The 19,036-nt window shown below is 61.7% G+C and carries 21 protein-coding genes and 1 pseudogene; 4 read left to right on the forward strand and 18 right to left on the reverse strand.

The features are described from left to right. Window positions 1-80 precede the first annotated feature (80 nt). The 3 genes and pseudogenes from BM275_RS15130 to BM275_RS15140 all read left to right on the forward strand — a co-directional run. Window positions 81-584, forward strand: a pseudogene (locus BM275_RS15130) (endonuclease); the annotation flags it as partial. A gap of 82 nt (window positions 585-666) precedes the next feature. After that, window positions 667-1,293, forward strand: a complete 627-nt coding sequence (locus BM275_RS15135; protein ID WP_167362171.1) for a DUF2238 domain-containing protein — start codon at window positions 667-669, stop codon at window positions 1,291-1,293. A 4-nt stretch (window positions 1,294-1,297) separates the two neighbouring features. Next, window positions 1,298-1,675 carry a DUF2784 domain-containing protein gene (locus tag BM275_RS15140; RefSeq protein ID WP_090522099.1) on the forward strand — a complete coding sequence of 126 codons (378 nt, stop codon included), beginning with the start codon at window positions 1,298-1,300 and terminating at the stop codon, window positions 1,673-1,675. 123 nt (window positions 1,676-1,798) lie between these two features. On the opposite strand, the gene BM275_RS15145 is transcribed toward BM275_RS15140, so the two are convergent. Next, window positions 1,799-2,593 carry an amidohydrolase gene (locus tag BM275_RS15145; protein WP_041013203.1) on the reverse strand — a complete coding sequence of 265 codons (795 nt, stop codon included), beginning with the start codon at window positions 2,591-2,593 and terminating at the stop codon, window positions 1,799-1,801. Next, a complete protein-coding gene (locus BM275_RS15150; RefSeq protein ID WP_090522101.1) occupies window positions 2,581-3,729 on the reverse strand; it encodes a pyridoxal phosphate-dependent aminotransferase in 1,149 nt (382 codons plus the stop codon). The genes BM275_RS15145 and BM275_RS15150 overlap by 13 nt, the downstream gene beginning before the upstream one ends. 158 nt (window positions 3,730-3,887) lie before the next feature. Here BM275_RS15150 and cysE point away from each other — a divergent pair, with 158 nt between their 5' ends. Beyond that, entirely contained in the window at window positions 3,888-4,682 is a 795-nt protein-coding gene (cysE, locus tag BM275_RS15155; protein ID WP_090522103.1) for a serine O-acetyltransferase, read from the forward strand. A 4-nt stretch (window positions 4,683-4,686) separates the two neighbouring features. Here cysE and der read toward each other — a convergent pair whose 3' ends face one another. From der to BM275_RS15235, 16 genes are all read right to left on the reverse strand, one after another. Continuing rightward, window positions 4,687-6,165 (reverse strand): ribosome biogenesis GTPase Der, encoded by a 1,479-nt coding sequence (der, locus tag BM275_RS15160; RefSeq protein ID WP_014819473.1) that lies wholly within the window; start codon window positions 6,163-6,165, stop codon window positions 4,687-4,689. A gap of 102 nt (window positions 6,166-6,267) precedes the next feature. Continuing rightward, a complete protein-coding gene (bamB, locus tag BM275_RS15165; protein ID WP_014819472.1) occupies window positions 6,268-7,416 on the reverse strand; it encodes an outer membrane protein assembly factor BamB in 1,149 nt (382 codons plus the stop codon). Window positions 7,417-7,419: 3 nt separating this feature from the next. After that, window positions 7,420-8,061: a tetratricopeptide repeat protein gene (locus BM275_RS15170; RefSeq protein ID WP_014819471.1), complete on the reverse strand. Its 642-nt coding sequence runs from the start codon at window positions 8,059-8,061 to the stop codon at window positions 7,420-7,422. A gap of 27 nt (window positions 8,062-8,088) precedes the next feature. Further along, on the reverse strand, window positions 8,089-9,378 hold the full coding sequence (gene hisS / locus BM275_RS15175) for a histidine--tRNA ligase (RefSeq protein ID WP_023446543.1): 1,290 nt from the start codon (window positions 9,376-9,378) through the stop codon (window positions 8,089-8,091). A gap of 16 nt (window positions 9,379-9,394) precedes the next feature. Further along, window positions 9,395-10,507, reverse strand: coding sequence for a flavodoxin-dependent (E)-4-hydroxy-3-methylbut-2-enyl-diphosphate synthase (gene ispG, locus BM275_RS15180; RefSeq protein ID WP_090522105.1), 1,113 nt, complete (start codon window positions 10,505-10,507; stop codon window positions 9,395-9,397). Between the two features lie 7 nt (window positions 10,508-10,514). Next, on the reverse strand, window positions 10,515-11,522 hold the full coding sequence (locus tag BM275_RS15185; RefSeq protein ID WP_090522107.1) for a RodZ domain-containing protein: 1,008 nt from the start codon (window positions 11,520-11,522) through the stop codon (window positions 10,515-10,517). Beyond that, window positions 11,519-12,277, reverse strand: coding sequence for a type IV pilus biogenesis/stability protein PilW (pilW, locus tag BM275_RS15190; RefSeq protein ID WP_014819467.1), 759 nt, complete (start codon window positions 12,275-12,277; stop codon window positions 11,519-11,521). Before pilW ends, BM275_RS15185 begins: the two co-directional genes overlap by 4 nt. An 11-nt stretch (window positions 12,278-12,288) precedes the next feature. Continuing rightward, complete coding sequence (gene rlmN / locus BM275_RS15195) at window positions 12,289-13,437, reverse strand: dual-specificity RNA methyltransferase RlmN (RefSeq protein WP_090522109.1); 1,149 nt, start codon at window positions 13,435-13,437, stop codon at window positions 12,289-12,291. A gap of 19 nt (window positions 13,438-13,456) precedes the next feature. Continuing rightward, window positions 13,457-13,888 (reverse strand): nucleoside-diphosphate kinase, encoded by a 432-nt coding sequence (gene ndk, locus BM275_RS15200; RefSeq protein WP_003284654.1) that lies wholly within the window; start codon window positions 13,886-13,888, stop codon window positions 13,457-13,459. Window positions 13,889-14,056: 168 nt separating this feature from the next. Next, entirely contained in the window at window positions 14,057-14,257 is a 201-nt protein-coding gene (iscX, locus tag BM275_RS15205) for a Fe-S cluster assembly protein IscX (RefSeq protein WP_041013198.1), read from the reverse strand. An 11-nt stretch (window positions 14,258-14,268) separates the two neighbouring features. Then, window positions 14,269-14,607, reverse strand: coding sequence for an ISC system 2Fe-2S type ferredoxin (fdx, locus tag BM275_RS15210; RefSeq protein WP_090522111.1), 339 nt, complete (start codon window positions 14,605-14,607; stop codon window positions 14,269-14,271). Between the two features lie 5 nt (window positions 14,608-14,612). Beyond that, window positions 14,613-16,475, reverse strand: coding sequence for a Fe-S protein assembly chaperone HscA (hscA, locus tag BM275_RS15215; RefSeq protein WP_090522113.1), 1,863 nt, complete (start codon window positions 16,473-16,475; stop codon window positions 14,613-14,615). Window positions 16,476-16,516: 41 nt separating this feature from the next. Further along, entirely contained in the window at window positions 16,517-17,038 is a 522-nt protein-coding gene (hscB, locus tag BM275_RS15220) for a co-chaperone HscB (RefSeq protein WP_090522115.1), read from the reverse strand. A 7-nt stretch (window positions 17,039-17,045) separates the two neighbouring features. Further along, a complete protein-coding gene (gene iscA / locus BM275_RS15225; protein WP_090522117.1) occupies window positions 17,046-17,369 on the reverse strand; it encodes an iron-sulfur cluster assembly protein IscA in 324 nt (107 codons plus the stop codon). 14 nt (window positions 17,370-17,383) lie between these two features. Beyond that, the gene (gene iscU, locus BM275_RS15230; protein ID WP_003284664.1) at window positions 17,384-17,770 is read right to left on the reverse strand and encodes a Fe-S cluster assembly scaffold IscU; all 387 of its coding nucleotides are present in this window, start codon (window positions 17,768-17,770) and stop codon (window positions 17,384-17,386) included. Between the two features lie 43 nt (window positions 17,771-17,813). Continuing rightward, window positions 17,814-19,028 carry an IscS subfamily cysteine desulfurase gene (locus BM275_RS15235; protein ID WP_014819462.1) on the reverse strand — a complete coding sequence of 405 codons (1,215 nt, stop codon included), beginning with the start codon at window positions 19,026-19,028 and terminating at the stop codon, window positions 17,814-17,816. Between the last annotated feature and the right edge of the window lie 8 nt (window positions 19,029-19,036).

A 19,036-nucleotide genomic window follows, 5' to 3' on the forward strand; every position in this document is an offset into this window, starting at 1 on the left:
TAAAGCTTGCAATATGAGTCACGGTAGACGCCCCAGACTCCTACGACAAGGAAATGTGTAACTATTTAACGGGCACATTTCATATCGTCCCGGCCTGGGTCATCGGCCATCAGCGTCAGTGCTGGCAACAGGACGGGCGCAAGCAGTGCACCGCCAAAGACCCCATCTTCAGCCTGGCCGAGGCCGACCTGCACAACCTGGTTCCGGTGGTCGGCGAGGTGAACGGCGACCGCAGCAACTTCGACTTCGGCATGCTCAGCGAAAAGCCCAGCCAGTACGGTGCCTGCCCCTTCGTGGTGAACTTCAAGCAGCGCACGGCCATGCCACCCGAGTACAGCCGCGGTGCCATCGCCCGCACCTATCTGTACATGAGCGAGCGCTACAAACTGCGCCTGTCGAAACAGGACCGGCGCCTGTACGACATCTGGAACCGCCAGCATCCGGTCAGCGAATGGGAGCGCACGCGCAACCAGCGCATCGCCTGCGTGCAGGGCAATGCCAATGCCTATGTCGGTGCCGTCGACCTGCGGCGCTGCAAACGTTCGATCTCCCGCTCGGCAGCGGCGCCCGCCCGCCAGGGTTGAAGCGCCCTGACCCTGCGTCCGGTTGCAGGCCGACTGGCTCCCCGGCATGCTGCCGGCTGGATCGATCACGACGGCTAACTCGATGCAGGACAGAACACTCTATTCAACGCTGGGGTTGGTAGTGCTGCTGGCGCTGGCTTGCTCCGCGATCGCTCCGTATGACCGTGCCACCTGGTTGCTGGAAGTCGCTCCGGTACTGATCGCTGCGCCCTTGCTGCTGTGGAGCCACCAGCGCCTGCCGCTGACGCGACTGCTCTACGTGGTGATCGCCATTCATGCGCTGATCCTGATCCTCGGCGGCACCTACACCTACGCGCGGGTACCACCGGGATTCTGGGTGCAGGAATGGTTCGACCTCAGCCGCAATCCCTACGACAAGCTCGGCCATTTCATTCAGGGTGTGACGCCTGCGCTGCTGGCACGGGAGGTCCTGCTCCGCCTGCGCTTCGTCGCGCCAGGGAAGATGCTCGGCTTTCTCGCACTTTGTGTCGCGTTGGCCTTCAGCGCCTTCTATGAGCTGATCGAGTGGTGGGTGGCGCTCATCGCCGGCCAGGGCGCGGAGGATTTTCTCGGCACCCAGGGCGATCCATGGGATACCCAATCGGACATGTTCATGGCACTGCTCGGCGCTCTACTGTCCGTCACCCTCATGGCGCGCCTGCAGGATCGTCAGATCCGCGGCATGAGTCGCGCAGACGCGACGGCGTAGCCCAATGCTCTATCGAGTTGGCGCGGACACCGTGTTGCTCCTGCACCTCGGGTTCATTCTCTTCGTGCTGTTTGGCGGCTTGCTGGTCGCATGGAAACGCGGCTTCGTGTTGCTGCACATTCCGGCGATCGTCTGGGGCGTTTTCGTCGAGCTGACAGGGAGGCCGTGTCCGCTGACGTACTGGGAGAATCTGCTGCGACGGCTGGCGGGTGACGCGGGGTATGAGGCGGGCTTTATCGAGCACTACCTGCTGCCATTGATCTACCCGGCCTGGCTGAGCATACCGGTGCAATATGTGCTGGCGGCAATAGTGCTGCTGGCCAATCTGCTGATCTATGGCTGGCTGTTGTGGCGTCGACGGCGCCACAGCACAACGCACTAACCAGCGGGTTGCCCGGGCGCCAGGGTGGGAGCCTCCCCACAACAGCCGTTCACGCTTACCGCCGTTAGCGCAGCACCTCGCTGCCTCACCTTAGTGCAGCAGGCTATCGCCCGAGGTCCAGTCCTAGGGTTTGAGCTCGAACTGATCGCCATCGTGGTAGGCCGGGAAGCGCTCGCGGAACGCCGCCAGATCGCGTGAGCGCAGCGTGCAGCGCAACACGGCATCACGCTCTTCGCCGTTCAGCAGCGTGTCACCCTTGAAGTCGAGCACCTGGCTGTCGCCACTGTAGGGATAGCCCTTGCCATCTTCGCCGACCCGGTTGACCGCCGCGACATAGCACAGATTCTCGATGGCCCGCGCCGGCAGCAGGCGATTCCAGGCATCGCGGCGCGCGGCTGGCCAGTTCGCCGTATAGAGCAGCAGGTCGGTGCCGTGTGGATCGCGGCTCCACACCGGGAAGCGCAGGTCGTAGCAGATCAGCGGGCGCACGCGCCAACCGTTCACCTCGAACAGCGCCTGCTGCTGCCCTGGCGTGTAGTGCTTGTGCTCACCCGCCATGCGGAACAGATGACGCTTGTCGTAGTGCAGCACCTCACCATCCGGACGCGCCCAGAGCAGTCGGTTGCGGTGACTGCCGTCGGCCGCCTCGATGATCACACTGCCGGTGATCACCGTATCCAGTCGCGCGGCCTGAGCGCGAAGCCAGGCGTAGGTCGGCCCCTCTTCCGGCTCGGCCAGCGCGGCCGAATCCATGGAAAAACCGGTGGTGAACATCTCCGGCAGGACGATCAGGTCCGCACCGCTGGCCTGATCCAGCAGTACGGCGAAGCGCTCGCGGTTGGCCGCAGCGTCCTGCCAGATCAGGCTGGTTTGCACCAGCGCCAGTTCGAGGTCGGGCAGATTGTTCAGATCGCGCATAGTCGTTCCGCCGCCTGACGCAGCGTCTCCTCTCGTTTGGCGAAGCAGAAGCGCACCAGCCTCAGATCGGCCGGGGGACTCTGATAGAAAACCGAAATCGGAATGCTCGCGACCCCGTGCTCGCGGGTCAGCCACTCAGCCATGGCGACGTCATCCAGATCAGGACGGATAGCCGAATAGTCGGCGAGCTGGAAGTAGGTTCCGGTGGCACGGGTAAAGCTGAAGCGCGAGCCCGCCAGCAGGTCACAGAATAGATCGCGCTTGGCCTGGTAGAACGCCGGTAGCTCGCTGATGTGCTCGGGATGCTCGGCCATGAAATCGGCCAACGCCCACTGCAGCGGCGTGACACCGGTGAAACTGACGTACTGGTGCACCTTGCGCAGCTCGCTGCTGAGTGCAGGCGGCGCCACCACGTATCCAGTCTTCCAGCCGGTGACATGGTAGGTCTTGCCGAAAGAGCTGACGACGAATGCGCGCTGATAGAGCTCATCGTGGCGCAGCACGCTGGCATGCTCGCGGCCGTCGAACACAAGATGCTCGTAGACCTCGTCGCTGAGCAGATAGATGTCACGCTCGCGGATCAGCGCCGCCAGACGTTCGAGATCATCAGCATCGATCAATGCACCGCTGGGGTTGTGCGGCGTATTCAGCACGATCATCCGCGTGCGCGGGGTAATGGCATCGGCCAGGCGCTGCCAATCGATATGAAAATCCGGCAGGCTCAGTTGCTGGTGAATGCAGACGCCACCAGCCAGCTGCACCGATGGCTCGTAACTGTCATAGCACGGATCGAAGACGATGACCTCGTCACCCGGCCGGATCACTGCCTGGATCGCACAGAAGATCGCCTGGGTAGCACCCGGGGTAATCGTGACCTCGGTGGCGGCATCCACTTTCCGTCCGTACAGCCCGGCGATCTTGACCGCGACCTGCTCGCGCAGGGCCGGCAATCCGGTCATCGGTGCGTACTGGTTGTGTCCCACCATGACGTGGCGGGCCAGTGCCTCGCGCAGCGCGTCGGGGCCATCGAAATCGGGAAAGCCCTGGGAGAGATTCAGCGCACCCGTGTCCGCGGCCAGCTGGGACATGGTGGTGAAGATGGTCGTGCCAACGTTGGGCAGTTTACTGATGAGCATGTCAGCCTTCCGACAAGCCTGCCGCACGGGGGTTCGGCAGGAAGGCAGACAGGATAGCCGAACAGCGATGCACGATACGAGGGTGCACGGCGCCTGCCATCGGGCTGCTACAGTGCAGCGAACGAGCACCCTCGCGTATCGACCATAAGGAACCTCGCATGCCCAGTCATTCAGTCAGCACGCTGTGGAACGAGCTACGCGCCCAGGCGCTTCACGCGCTGGATGCGGAGCCGACCCTGGCCGCGCTATTCCAGCGGGCTATCCTCGACCATCCCGATTTCGGCTGCGCGCTTGCCCAGCGCATTGGGCAAGCACTGGCGGAGAGCACCGAGCAGAGCCATACGCTGACTGATCGTTTCGCTGGCATTCACCAACAGGCCGCAGCGCTCGCCGAGGTGGCGTGCTCTGACCTGCAGGCAATCGTCAGCCGCGACCCGGCATTCGACACCGCGCTGGAAGTGTTCCTGTTCTCCAAGGGTTATCTGGCGTTACAGGCCTATCGTGTCGGGCACCACTTGCATGAACGGGGCGAACGCCTGCTGGCAATGTTCATCCAGGCACGCAGCAATGAACGCCTGGGCATCGACATCAACCCGGCCAGCCGCATCGGCAGTGGCATCATGCTCGATCACGGGACCGGCATAGTCATCGGCGAAACCGCTGTCGTGGGCGATGACGTGTCGATCCTGCAGGGCGTTACCCTGGGCGGTACCGGCAAGGAAGGCGGCGACCGCCATCCGAAGGTGCGCAGCGGCGTGATGATCGGCGCTGGAGCGAAGATTCTCGGGAACATCGAGATTGGCGAAGGCGCCAAGGTTGGCGCCGGCAGCATCGTGCTGCATCCCGTTGCGCCGCATACCACGGTGGTTGGCAATCCGGCTCGTCAGGTCGGCACGCCGCGCCACGCACGACCGGCCCTGGATATGGACCAGTCGTTCGACGGAGATCGCTGAGCAGTCAGCGCTTGTCGCGGCGCTTCTTCTCGGCCTTCTTGTGGTGCGACATGAGACGGCGCTTCTTGTTGACCTGGCGGTCGGTAAGCGTGTTTTTCTTGCCCTCGTAAGGGTTTTCTCCGCCCTTGTACTCGATACGGATCGGCGTACCGACCAGCTTCAAAACGCGTCGGTAGGTGTTTTCCAGATAACGGGTGTAGGACTTTGGAATCGAGTCTACCTGGTTGCCATGGATCACGATCAGCGGCGGGTTGGCGCCGCCCAAGTGCGCGTAACGAAGCTTGATCCGGCGACTGGCAACCATCGGCGGCGCATGCTCGCGAACCGCATCTTCAAGGATCTGCGTCAGACGGCTGGTGGGCCATCGCGTCACGGCTGAAGTGAACGAGGCCTGCACGGACTTGTACAGATTACCGACGCCGGTGCCATGCTTGGCGGAGATGAAGTGGATGTCGGCGAACTCGACGAAGAACAACCGACGCTCCAGCTCGGTCTTCACATAGTCGCGCTCACTCGGCTCCATGCCGTCCCACTTGTTCAGCGCGATGACCAACGCCCGACCGCTTTCCAGCACGAAGCCGAGCAGGTTCAGATCGTGTTCGACCACGCCCTCACGGGCATCCATGACGAAAATCACGACGTTGGAGTCCTGGATCGCCTGCAGTGTCTTGACCACCGAGAACTTTTCTACGGCCTCGAAGATCTTGCCGCGACGGCGCACACCGGCCGTGTCGATCAGTGTGTACTTCGCGTCGTCACGTTCGAAGGGAATGTAGATGCTGTCGCGGGTTGTACCGGCCTGGTCATAAACGATGACCCGTTCCTCGCCGAGCATGCGATTGACCAGCGTCGACTTGCCCACATTGGGTCGGCCGATGATCGCGATCTTGATGCCATCCTTTTCGCTCGGTCCAGGGATGCGCTTGAGCTCTTCTCCTTCGGCAACCGTCTCGCCCTCTTCACCCTCGGCTTCGGCAACTTCGGCGTTGTCCTTGGGGAACATGCCGAGTGCCTGCTCGAGCATATGGGTGATACCACGGCCATGGGCGGCGGCGATCGGCAGGGCGTCGCCCAGGCCCAACGGGCTGAATTCCGCTCGGGCGATATCCGGATCGATACTGTCGACCTTGTTCGCCACCAGGAAGTGGCGCTTGTTCATCTTGCGCAGGTGCTCGGCAATCATCTGATCGCCAGGCGTCATGCCGGCACGCGCGTCAACCATGAACATCACCGCATCGGCCTCTTGCATGGCTTGCAGGGACTGCTCGGCCATCTTGGCGTCGATGCCCTCCTCATCGCCGGTCAGACCACCAGTGTCGATGACGATGTAGGTGCGGCCCTGCCATTTGGCCTCGCCGTACTGGCGATCTCGGGTCAGACCGGCGTACTCGGCCACGATGGCGTCGCGGCTCTTGGTCAGACGATTGAACAGGGTGGACTTGCCGACGTTCGGGCGGCCCACCAGGGCGATTACGGGAACCATGCGGCTCTCCACTGCGATATTTCAGAAAACACGAAGGCCGCTGCATTGCAGCGGCCGAATATTCAGGGCTCCGCCAGGCGGAGCCGTGGGCGCAACTTGCGGTCAGTCAGCCTGACGGATAGTCAACGCCACCAGCTTGCCGTCATTGCCGAAGGCATACAGCCAGTCGCCCTCGACTACCGGACGGGCACGGACGCCAGAGCTGTCGATACGCTCGCGAGCGACGAAACGACCATCGACCTGGCTCAGCAGGTGCAGATAGCCTTCGATGTCACCCACCACAACATAGCTGGAAAATACTGCGGGAGCCGAAAGCTGGCGGCGCGCCATGGACTCATTGCGCCACAGAGCAGTCGTGGAGCGCTCGTCGATCCCCTCGACAGTGCCGTCGGCAAGGCTCAGGTAAACGCTACCGTAGCCGAGAGCAGCACCCGAATAGCTGGACGCATCGCGCTGCCATAGGACACGACCACTTTCCAGTTCCAGTGCCGCGGCACGGCCCTGATAGCTGGTGACGTAGAGCGTGCCACCGGATAGCAGCAGACCACCGTCGATATCGACGACCCGCTCAAGCTCCGAACGTCCTTGCGGAATGGCAACGCGCTGCTCCCAGACCGGAAGCCCACGACGGGTATCCAGTGCGACCACTTTGCCGCTGGACAGGCCGGCAACGGCCAGCTGATTGGTCAGCAGCGGTGCGCCGGTCCCGCGTAGCGTCAGCACCGCAGGAGAGCTCTCGTAGCTCCAGCGCTGCGCGCCGGTATCCATCTCCAGCGCGATCAGCCGATCATCCTGCGTCTGCACCAGGACGATGTCGCCATTGACGGCCGGGGCAGCCAGCACTTCACTGCTGACCTGACTGCGCCAGCGCTCCTCGCCCGTGCTGACGTCCAGCGCCAGCACTTCACCGCGCAGGGTGCCAACCAGCACCAGGCCGTACCCGGCGCCTACCCCGCCGGAAACCGGCGTTTCGAGGTTCTTCTTCCAGTTGACCTTGCCGGTCAGGCGATCCATGGATACCACCAGCCCTTCGACATCGGCGGCATAAATCTGGTCGCCATACACCACCGGCGTCAGCAGGTTGTAGGTCTTGCCCTGCCCCTCACCGATCGAGCGACTCCACTCCTTTTTCAAGGAGATCTCCGCCTCGAACTTGGTCAGCTCCGCCGGCTCCGGCTCTTTAGTGTCCTTGCTGCTACAACCCGCGGCCAGTACGGCCAGGGTCAGCAATGCTGCAGTCTTCCAGCGCATCGTTTACGCCTCCCCTCGGGCCAGATCATCCAGCTTCATTTGCAGACCACCGATGGCCGCATCCTGGGACAGCGACTCTTTCGCCGCGGTGTAGGCCGCATGTGCCTCGTCGCGTCGGCCAAGCTGCACCAGCAGATCGCCGCGCAGCTCCTCGCGACTGGCAGCGAAGGCCTGATCAGCCTTGCCGTCCAGCAGCTTGAGCGCTTCTTCTGCCTTGTCCTGCGCAGCCAGAACGCGTGCCAGACGCTGACGAGCCAGCTCGTCTAGCGTCTTGTCGGCGGGCTTGTCGACCACGGCGCGAAGCTCGCTAGCCGCTTCGTCCAACCGCCCCGACTCGACCGCCACCTTCGCGACGAACAGGCTGCCGTACTGCGCATAATGCGTGCCGGCGAAATCTTTCTTCAGCAGATTGCCCAATCGCGCAACTTCCGCCGCATCGGCTTCACCTTCTTCCAGCGCTGCGCCGAGCAGCTGCTGATAGATCACCGAGGCACCCTGCGCCTGGTTGACCTGATGGTTCTGCCAGAATTGCCAGCCGAACACCAAGACCAGAGCGAGCACAGCCCCAAACAGAAGAGGCTTGCCGTTGCGCTGCCACCAGTCTTTGATCTGCGCCAGTGTTTCTTCTTCGGTACCCGAGGTCACGCTGTCACTCCTTTCATTCGCTTAGTCTCAGACCTGCTCGAGGCAGGCAGCCAGACGCTCGGGCAGAGCATCCCAGGCAATGCTTTGTTGCTCGCTGTCGTCGCGTAGCGGCTTGCAACCTACCACGCGCCCTGCCAGTTCGTCGTCACCCAGGATCAGCGCAAAGCGCGCGCCGCTCTTGTCCGCTTTCTTGAACTGGCTCTTGAAACTGCCGCCACCGGCGTTCACCAGCAGGCGCAGCCCTGGCAGCATATCGCGCAGGCGCTCGGCCAGAGCCAGTGCTGCCAGCTCGGCAGGCTCACCGAATGCGCAGATATAGGCATGCGGCGCCGGGCTCAGGGCGTCCGGCACCAGACCAAGGGTTTCCAGCAGCAGCACCAGGCGCTCGACGCCCATGGCGAAGCCGACACCCGGAGTAGGCTTACCGCCAAACTGACTGATCAGGCCATCGTAACGGCCGCCAGCGCAGACGGTGCCCTGCGAGCCCAGTTTGTCGGTAACCCACTCGAACACGGTTCGACCGTAGTAATCCAGACCACGCACCAGCTTCGGGTTGATTTCGTAGGCGATGCCGACTGCATCGAGGCGCGCCTTCAGGCCTTCGAAATGCACGCGCGACTCATCGTCGAGGTAGTCATGCAGCGTCGGTGCATCGGCCAGCAGCGCCTGAGTCTGGGCATTCTTGCTGTCGAGAATACGTAGCGGATTGGTCGTCAGGCGCCGCTGGCTGTCCTCGTCGAGCTGATCGAAACGCTGCTGCAGGTAGGCCACCAGCGCATCGCGGTAGCGCGCACGTGCTTCGCTGGAGCCCAGGCTGTTGAGCTGCAGCGTCACAGCGTCGGCCAGGCCGAGCTGCTTCCACAGGCGCGCCGTCATCACGATCAGCTCGGCGTCGACATCAGGCCCAGGCTGGTTGAAGACTTCCACGCCGATCTGGTGGAACTGCCGATAGCGGCCCTTCTGCGGCTTCTCATAACGGAACATCGGCCCGGTGTACCAGAGCTTCTGCACCTGGCCGCCGCCGGTCATGCCATGCTCGAGCACGGCGCGCACACAGCCGGCAGTGCCTTCAGGACGCAGGGTCAGCGACTCTTCGTTGCGATCGAGGAAGGTGTACATCTCCTTGTCGACCACGTCGGTGCCTTCACCGATGCCGCGAGCGAAGAGGTCGGTGAACTCCAGGATAGGCAGGCGAATCTCGCTGTAGCCGTAGCTGTCGAGCAGTTGCGCGAAGGTGCTTTCCAGATAACGCCAGGTCGGGGTCTGCGCAGGCAGGATGTCGTTCATGCCACGAATGGCTTGCAGGGACTTGCTCAATGGGATTCCTTAAAGATCAGCTGCGCACGATGACCGCCGCGTCGGCCGCGAGCTTCTCGGCGGCCTTGCGTCGGATGAGCTGCTCCAGCTCATCGACGAGATTTTCGTTGTTCAGTTTTTGCGCCGGCTTGCCGTCGATGTAGACCAGGTTGTTAGGGCTGCCACCGGTCAACCCGACATGGGCCTCCTTCGCCTCTCCCGGGCCGTTAACAACGCAACCGATCACGGCAACGTCCATCGGTACCAGCAGGTCTTCCACGCGGGTTTCCAGCTCGTTCATGGTCTTGACCACATCGAAGTTCTGCCGCGAACAGCTCGGGCAGGCGATGAAGTTGATACCACGTGAACGCAGACGCAGCGACTTGAGGATATCGAAGCCGACCTTGATTTCCTCGACAGGATCGGCCGCAAGCGACACGCGAATGGTGTCACCGATGCCTTCAGCGAGCAGCATGCCCAGCCCGACCGCGGACTTCACAGTGCCGGAACGCAGTCCACCCGCCTCGGTAATGCCCAGGTGCAGCGGCTGTTCGATCTGCCCGGCCAGCAACCGATAGGCCTCGACCGCCATGAATACGTCGGAAGCCTTGACGCTGACCTTGAAGTCCTGAAAGTCCAGGCGATCGAGATGATCGACATGGCGCAGGGCGGACTCCACCAGCGCCTGCGGGGTCGGCTCGCCGTACTTTTTCTGCAGGTCCTTTTCCAGCGAACCGGCATTCACCCCGATGCGGATCGGGATGCCCTTGTCGCGCGCCGCATCGACCACCGCGCGCACGCGATCTTCGCGACCGATATTGCCGGGATTGATGCGCAGGCAATCAACGCCGAGCTCGGCCACGCGCAGAGCGATCTGATAATCGAAATGGATGTCGGCCACCAGCGGCAACTGCACCAGTTGCTTGATGCGCCCAAAGGCCTCGGCAGCCTCCATGGAAGGCACTGAAACCCTGACGATATCGGCGCCTGCATTGGCCAGGCGCTGGATCTGCGCAACCGTCGCCTCGACATCACAGGTCTCGGTATTGGTCATGCTCTGTACGGAAATCGGCGCATCACCACCGACCGGCACATTGCCCACCCAGATCTTGCGGGATTGGCGACGCTTGATAGGAGATTCGGAATGCATGGTCAGCTTACTGTCCGAGCTTGAGGCGCGCTGTCTCGCCGCGCATATGAGAGGCGAGGTTCACAGCTTCGCCGTTGTAACTGAGTTGGGCGCCGCGAGCGTAGCCCAGATGTACGTCCAATGGTGCCTTGCCGCTGACCGCCCTGCTGGTCCCGGCCTTGGCCAGCGCGCTGAACAGTACTCGTCCGTCGGCATCGCTGACTCGCGTCCAGCAATCGGCGGTGAAACTCAGCTCTAGCTGGGCCTCGCCGGCTACTGGCGGGGCGGTGTCGTTCGAGGCACTCGTGGGAGCCGGGGAGGCCGTTGCGTCAGCGCTTTGCGTGGGGCTGTCAGGCAGCGTCAGCGGCAGAGACTGCGCGGCCTCGCCCGCCGGCTCGGTGATGGTGCCCTGCACATCAGTGGTGGCTGGAGCCTGTTGCTCAGACTCGATCGCTTCACTCTCGTTCGAATCGGCTAGCGGTGCTGTTTGCTCGACTGTCTGTTCGCTCTGCTGCTCGGCACCCTCGTCAGCGCGATCAAGCAGATGGATCTCGGTGGTTCCATCCGCGCCTTCCACTTCGATTCGCTCCAGGGCCGAGACCGGTGGCGTCGTGGCCTCTCGAGCCATGCGTTCCTGCCACCAATACCAGGCGACTGCAGCCAGGAGCAGCAACAAGGCAAAGCCGAAGAACCGCATGAAGCTTCGCGACAGACGGCCGGGCTCTTCGATGCGCCCCAGGCTGTTGACGTTGCTTCCAGAAGCGTTGGTACCGGTGTGCAGGTCGAACTCCTGAACCAGGCGATTCTGATCCAACCCCAGCAACTTGGCATAGGCACGAACGTAACCCCGGGCAAAGGTGTGCCCTGGCAACTGGCTGAAATCGCCGGCCTCGATGCGAGCCAGCGAGCGCTCGGTGAGATTCAGCTGCTGTGCAACTGCAGACAGCGGCCAGCCCTTGTCTTCGCGAGCTATACGCAGCGTCTCGCCGGGGTTGTTGCCCATCGGTGCAGCGGATTCTTGGTGCGGCGCGGTCATCGTTGCTCCGAAAGATATTGCTTGTATTCATCCGTACCGGGATACAGTCGCCTCAGCTGCAGCGCGAGGCTTGCAGCAGTGTCGCGGTCCTGATGGATGTTGGCCAGACGGATACCGAGCAGCAGACTCCGTGCGTTCTGCTCGGCCAGTTGGCTGAAGCTATCGTAGTAACGCTTGGCTGGAACGTATTGCTTGTCCTCGAAGGCCATGAGTGCAAGCTCGAGCAACGCGCGGGGCTGGCGACTGTCGAGGCGCAGCGAGCGGGTGAAATGGAGTTCGGCCTCTTCACGCTGGCCCAACTGCAGTGCAGTCATACCCAGATTCTGAAAGACCCGCGCCCGCTCGGAATACATGTTGTCTTCGGAAGCCTGACGGAAACGCTCCATGGCTTCGGGGTAGCGCTTCTGCTCGAACAGAAAGCTGCCGTAGTTGTTGAGTATGCGGGCGTCCTTGCGACTGGAGAGCGCTTCACGGTAGTGCTTGTCGGCCAGGTCGTTTTCCATTTCGGTCTGGAACACCAAAGCCAGGGCGGCGTGTGCATCGGCGCTGTTCGGATCAATTTCGAGGGCCTTGCGCAGTGGCGTCTTGGCGCGCGCGGCGGCGCCCTGCTGCAGGTAGCCGATCCCCAATTGAATATAGGCGTCGCGGGCCTGCTGGCGACCTTCGTCGGTTCTCAGCGGATCAGTGGATCCAGAAGACACACAACCGGCCAACAGGCCGGTCAGTAGAAGCAGCAGCGCAGCGCGCAAAATCATCAGCATCCCCCTCAGGATCGGTTCGAAGCGGTTTGCGCCGCACCTGGCTCGCTCTGTAGCTCACGCACAGCGATGTATCTCTCGCTTCGACGCGTCCGGTCCAGCACCTGGCCGACGAGCTGACCGCAAGCCGCGTCGATGTCTTCGCCGCGGGTGGTACGCACCGTTACATTGTGCCCACCTTTGTGCAGGATGTCCTGAAAACGGCGGATGGCATTGTTGCTCGGCCGCTCATATCCGGAGTGAGGGAACGGATTGAACGGGATCAGATTGATCTTGCACGGGATATCCGCCAGCAACGTGATCATCTGCTCGGCATGCTCGGGCTGATCGTTGATGCCCTTGAGCAGGGTGTACTCGATGGTCAGCACGCGCTTCTCGCCAAGCCTCGATATATAGCCCCTGCATGCCGCCAGCAGCATGTCAAGCGGGTACTTCTTGTTGATCGGCACCAACTGATCACGCAACGCATCGTTGGGTGCGTGCAGCGACAATGCCAGAGAAACGTCGATGACCTTGGCCAGCTCGTCGATCATCGGCACGACGCCGGAGGTCGAGAGCGTCACCTTGCGCTTGGAAATCCCGTAACCAAGGTCGTCCATCATGATGTGCATGGCAGCGACGACGTTGTCGAAATTCAGTAACGGCTCGCCCATCCCCATCATCACCACGTTGGTGATCGCACGATCGATTTTCGCCGGGATGGAGCCGAATGATTTGTTAGCAATCCAGACCTGACCGATCACCTCGGCCGCTGTCAGGTTGCTGTTGAAGCCTTGCTTGCCGGTGGAACAGAAACTGCAATCCAGCGCACATCCGGCCTGCGAGGACACGCACAGCGTTCCACGTCCGCCCTGGGGGATGTACACAGTTTCCACACAGCTGCCCGAGGCGACACGCACGACCCATTTGCGGGTGCCGTCGCTGGAGATGTCTTCACTGACGACCTCCGGGCCGCGAATCTCGGCGCAGACCTTGAGCTTTTCGCGCAAGGCCTTGCCGAGATTGCTCATGGCGTCGAAATCATCGACACCAAAATGGTGAATCCACTTCATCACCTGACCGGCGCGAAAACGCTTCTCCCCGATGGACTCGAAGAAGCTCTCCAGTTGCGACTGGGTAAGCCCGAGCAGATTCACTTTACCGGTCGTGGCAATCATTGAATTCACCTTCGCTCAATCAGCGAATGCGTGCGCACACTTCGGTGGCAGCAAAGAAGTAAGCGATTTCACGAGCAGCGGAAGCTTCCGAATCGGAACCGTGCACGGCGTTCTCGTCGATGGAAACGGCGAAATCGGCGCGGATGGTGCCGGCAGCAGCTTCTTTCGGGTTGGTGGCGCCCATCAGCTCACGGTTCTTGGCGATGGCGTCTTCGCCTTCCAGAACCTGAACGATGACTGGACCGGAAGTCATGAAAGCAACCAGATCCTTGAAGAAGCCACGCTCGCTGTGCTCGGCGTAGAAGCCAGCCGCTTCGCGCTCGGACAGCTGAACCATCTTGGAAGCGACGACGCGCAGGCCGGCCTTCTCGAAACGGGTAGTGATTTCGCCGATGACGTTCTTGGCGACAGCGTCGGGCTTGATGATGGAGAAGGTGCGTTGCAGGGCCATGTAGGACTCCAAAACTGATGGGTTAAAGCGAACGAGTAAACCCGCGGATTATACGCGGGTTCATGTCAAAAAACATAAGGGTAGAGGGTAGAAGCCCGAATGGCGCCAGGGGCCGCCGAACGGTCCCGAGATACCCAACCGGAGGAAAACGAAAACTTCGAAACCGCTCTATTCGGCCTCTTCGATCCAGGCCGACTGGATGGCTTCGAGCACTTTCTCGCCGCCCCGACCGGGCTCATCGGCGAAGCCCGGAAGCTCCACCACCCAGCGATGCAGATCAAGGAAATTCACATAGCGCGGATCTACATCGGTCTTGCGCTCGGCCAGCTCAATGGCGATTTCCTGCACGTCACTCCATTTCAGCTGCATGACGCCCACCCTCAGTGCCCTTCGGAAACCTGATTGATTGTGTACTTCGGAATCTCCACGACGAGATCGGCATCAGCCACCACTGCCTGGCAGGACAGCCGGGAATTGGGCTCAAGCCCCCACGCCTTGTCGAGCATGTCGTCCTCCAGCTCATCGGAAGCTTCCATTGACTGGAAGCCTTCGCGAACCACGACGTGACAGGTGGTGCAGGCACAGGATTTTTCGCATGCATGCTCGATGTCGATGCCATTGCGCAGCGCGGCGTCCAGCACCGTCTCGCCGGTCTGCGCCTCGATAACGGCGCCTTCAGGGCAATGGTCGGCATTGGGCAGGAAAATGATCTGCGGCATCTGGGTCAATCCTCGATATCGTTTAGCCGCCGCCCGGCCAGCGCGGCCTTGACGGTCGAATCCAGCCGGCGCGCAGCAAAGGCGTCGGTGATCTGGCTCAGGCGTTTGGTCTGGCGCTCGATGGCCAGCACATCCTGGCTGTCCAGCAATCCGCGCAACTCGGCGACCTGGGAGTCGATCGCCACGCGCTCGTCAGCAGACAGCAAGCGCTCGCCATCGACGGCCAGCGCAGCCTCGACCGCCTCGAGCAGGCGCTGGGCATCAACCAGCTGCTCACGCAACGCCCGGGCGTCACGGTCCTCGTCCGCCTTGCGGAAAGAGTCCTCCAGCATCCTGGCGATTTCGCCATCGGTGAGGCCATAGGAAGGCTTGACCTGAATACTCGCCTCGACGCCAGATGCCAACTCACGCGCGGACACACTGAGCAAGCCATCAGCATCGACCTGGAAGGTAACGCGAATCTTTGCCGCCCCGGCGACCATCGGCGGAATACTGCGCAGCTCGAATCGAGCCAGCGAACGGCAGTCGGAGATCAGCTCGCGCTCGCCCTGCAGCACATGAATCATCATGGCCGACTGGCCATCTTTGTAGGTGGTGAAGTCCTGCGCGCGCGCCACCGGAATCGTGGTGTTGCGCGGAATGATCTTCTCCATCAGCCCGCCCATGGTCTCCAGCCCGAGGGACAGCGGGATCACATCGAGCAGCAACAGCTCTTCCCCATCGCGATTATTGCCAGCCAAAGTCTCAGCCTGAATCGCCGCGCCAATGGCCACAACCTCATCAGGGTCTATGTCGGTCAGTGGCTCGCGACCGAACAGCTGCCCAACTGCCGAGCGCACTCTTGGCACTCGGGTCGAACCGCCGACCATGACCACTGCGGTAATCTCCTCAAGCTCCACACCCGAGTCCCGCACGGCACGCCGGCAGGACTTGAGACTGCGCGCAATCATCGGCTCGATCAGCGCATCGAAGGTCTCGCGTTGCAGCTCGCCTGACCAGCCGGCATACGCGACATCCACCGCATCCACATCACTCAGATGCTCCTTGGCATCGCAGGCAATCTTCAGCAATTCACGCTGCGCGCCCGGCTCGAGATCGTCGGACACACCGGCACGCTCGAGAATCCAGTCCGCTACGGCATGGTCGAAATCATCACCACCCAGAGCCGTGTCGCCACCAGTGGCCAACACCTCGAAAACGCCCTTGGTCAGGCGAAGAATCGAAATATCGAAGGTACCGCCTCCGAGATCGTAGATCGCGACGACGCCTTCGGCATGACGATCCAGACCATAGGCGACGGCGGCCGCGGTCGGCTCGTTGAGCAGGCGCAGCACGCTGAGCCCAGCGAGCCGCGCGGCGTCCTTGGTCGCCTGACGCTGGGCATCGTCGAAATAGGCCGGAACGGTAATCACCGCACCGACCAGTTCACCGCCCAGGGTCGCCTCGGCACGCTGACGGAGTTCGCGCAGGATCTCAGCCGAGACTTCCACAGGGCTCTTGGCGCCCTGAACGGTCTCGATGAACGGCATTTGCGACTCAGCCTGACGGAAGCGGTACGGCAGCTGTTCGCCCAACTGCTTCACATCGGCCAGCCCGCGCCCCATCAGCCGTTTGACCGAACTGATGGTGTTGAACGGATCGGTGGCCGCGGCAAGTTTGGCTTGTGCGCCAACCTCAATCCGGTCAGCGTGATAGCGCACCACCGACGGCAGGATCACTTGCCCATCAGCATCGGCCAACGGCGCAGTGACACCACTGCGCAGGGCAGCTACGAGGGAGTTGGTGGTCCCCAAGTCTATTCCGACAGCCAGGCGCCGCTGATGGGGCTGGGGGGTTTGTCCGGGCTCGGCAATCTGAAGTAAGGCCATTTCTGTCTGATATCGGGCGCAACGCCGGGCGCTGCGCGGGGTTAATCGTCGAGGCGCTCTTCGAGTTGGCGCACTTCCTGGGTCAGCTTGTCGAGAAACTGCATGCGTCGAACCAGACGCTCAGCATCGGCACGCCGCTCAGAATCCTGCCAGATGCGGGCGAAATCATCGTTCAGCCCCTGCTGCGCCTGCTTCAAGCGCGACTTGAACGCCGCTACGCCATCCAGATCGGCCTGCTCATGGAGCTCTTCAAGCTCCTCGCGCAAATGCATCTGCTGCATGAGGAACGCGGGATCCTGAACAGTCGCTTCCAGTGGAACCTCATGCCCCTCGATGGCCAACAGATACCTTGCCCGGCGGCTCGGACTCTTGAGCGTCTGGTAGGCCTCATTGAGGTTGGCAGAGCGCTCAAGGGCCTGACGCTGCTCGCTGTCGCCAGCGTCGGCAAAGCGATCAGGGTGAACCTGACGAGCAAGCTCTCGATAGCGATCGGCAAGAGACGCGAGATCCAGTTCGAACTCGGGCTTCAACTCGAACAATGCAAAATGACAGGGAGTACCCACGGCATCCTCAGATATTGAAGCTCTCGCCGCAGCCACACTCGCCACGAACGTTCGGGTTATTGAATTTGAAGCCCTCATTGAGCCCTTCGCGAACGAAGTCGAGTTCCGTGCCGTCGAGGTATATCAAGCTCTTGGGATCAATGATCACCTTGACCCCATGACTCTCGAACACCGAATCTTCGGCCGCCGTTTCGTCGACGAACTCAAGTACGTACGCCAAGCCCGAACAGCCGGTCGTACGCACCCCGAGTCGCACACCTACACCCTTGCCTCGCCCGTCCAGCGAACGGCGAACGTGCTGGGCTGCAGCGGGCGTCATGGTGATAGCCATCGCAACCTCCCTATTTAAAGCAGACCTTTCTTTTCGCGGTAGTCACGCACGGCTGCCTTGATCGCATCTTCGGCGAGCACGGAGCAGTGAATCTTCACCGGCGGCAGCGCCAGCTCTTCAGCCAGCTGCGTGTTCTTGATGGTTTCCGCTTCTTCCAGGGTCTTGCCCTTCATCCACTCGGTAGCAAGCGAGCTGGAGGCGATGGCGGAGCCGCAACCATAGGTCTTGAACTTGGCATCTTCGATGACGCCCTGCTCGTTGACCTTGATCTGCAAACGCATCACGTCGCCACATGCCGGCGCACCTACCATGCCGGTACCGATGCTCGGGTCTTCAGCGTCGAACTTGCCGACGTTGCGCGGGTTTTCGTAGTGGTCGATGACCTTATCGCTGTATGCCATGGTGCAATCCTCTTAGATCAGGCTGTGCGGCGCTTGACGCCGGTCAGTGGGCTTGCCACTCGACCTTGGAAATGTCGACGCCGTCTTTGAACATGTCCCACAGGGGCGAAAGCTCGCGCAGCTTGGTGACGGCCTCGCAAACCTTCTGCGCTGCGTAGTCGATTTCCTCTTCAGTAGTGAACCGACCAAAGGTGAAACGGATGGAGCTATGCGCCAATTCGTCGTTACGACCCAGTGCACGCAGCACGTACGACGGCTCCAGCGAAGCGGACGTACAGGCGGAGCCAGACGATACCGCCAGATCCTTGAGCGCCATGATCAGCGACTCGCCCTCGACGTAGTTGAAGCTGAGGTTCAGATTGTGCGGTACACGGGCGGTCAGGCTACCGTTCACATAAAGCTCTTCGAGATGCTCGACCTGCTTGTAGAAGCGATCACGCAGGGAGCGGACGCGCTCGTTCTCCTGGGCCATTTCATCTTTCGCGATACGAAAGGCCTCGCCCATGCCGACCAGCTGGTGCGTAGCCAGCGTACCGGAACGCATGCCACGCTCATGGCCACCGCCATGCATCTGTGCCTCAAGGCGGACGCGGGGCTTACGGCGAACATACAGCGCACCCACGCCCTTCGGCCCATAGGTCTTATGAGCGGAGAAGGACATCAGATCGACCTTCATCTTCTCCAGATCGATTTCGACCTTGCCGGTCGACTGCGCCGCATCGACATGGAAAAGAATGCCGCGAGAACGGGTCAGCTCGCCGATGGCGGTGATGTCGTTGATAGTGCCGATCTCGTTGTTCACGTGCATGACCGACACAAGAATAGTGTCGTCGCGCAGCGCAGCTTCGACCATCGCCGGCGTGACGATGCCATCCTCGCCCGGTTCGAGATACGTAACCTCGAAGCCTTCGCGTTCGAGCTGGCGAGTGGTATCCAGTACCGCCTTGTGCTCGATCTTGGTGGTGACGATGTGCTTGCCCTTGGACGCATAGAAATGCGCGACGCCCTTGATGGCCAGGTTGTCCGACTCAGTTGCACCGGATGTCCAGACGATTTCACGGGGATCGGCGTTGACCAGTTCAGCAACCTGACGGCGCGCATTCTCCACGGCTTCCTCGGCTTTCCAGCCAAAGGCATGAGAGCGCGACGCCGGATTGCCGAAGTTGCCTTCGTTGGTGAGGCACTCGATCATCTTGGCGGCAACACGCGGATCCACAGGTGTGGTCGCAGAGTAGTCCAGGTAAATCGGCAATTTCATTCAGATAT

The organism is Stutzerimonas kunmingensis, assembly GCF_900114065.1.
GTDB lineage: Bacteria > Pseudomonadota > Gammaproteobacteria > Pseudomonadales > Pseudomonadaceae > Stutzerimonas > Stutzerimonas kunmingensis.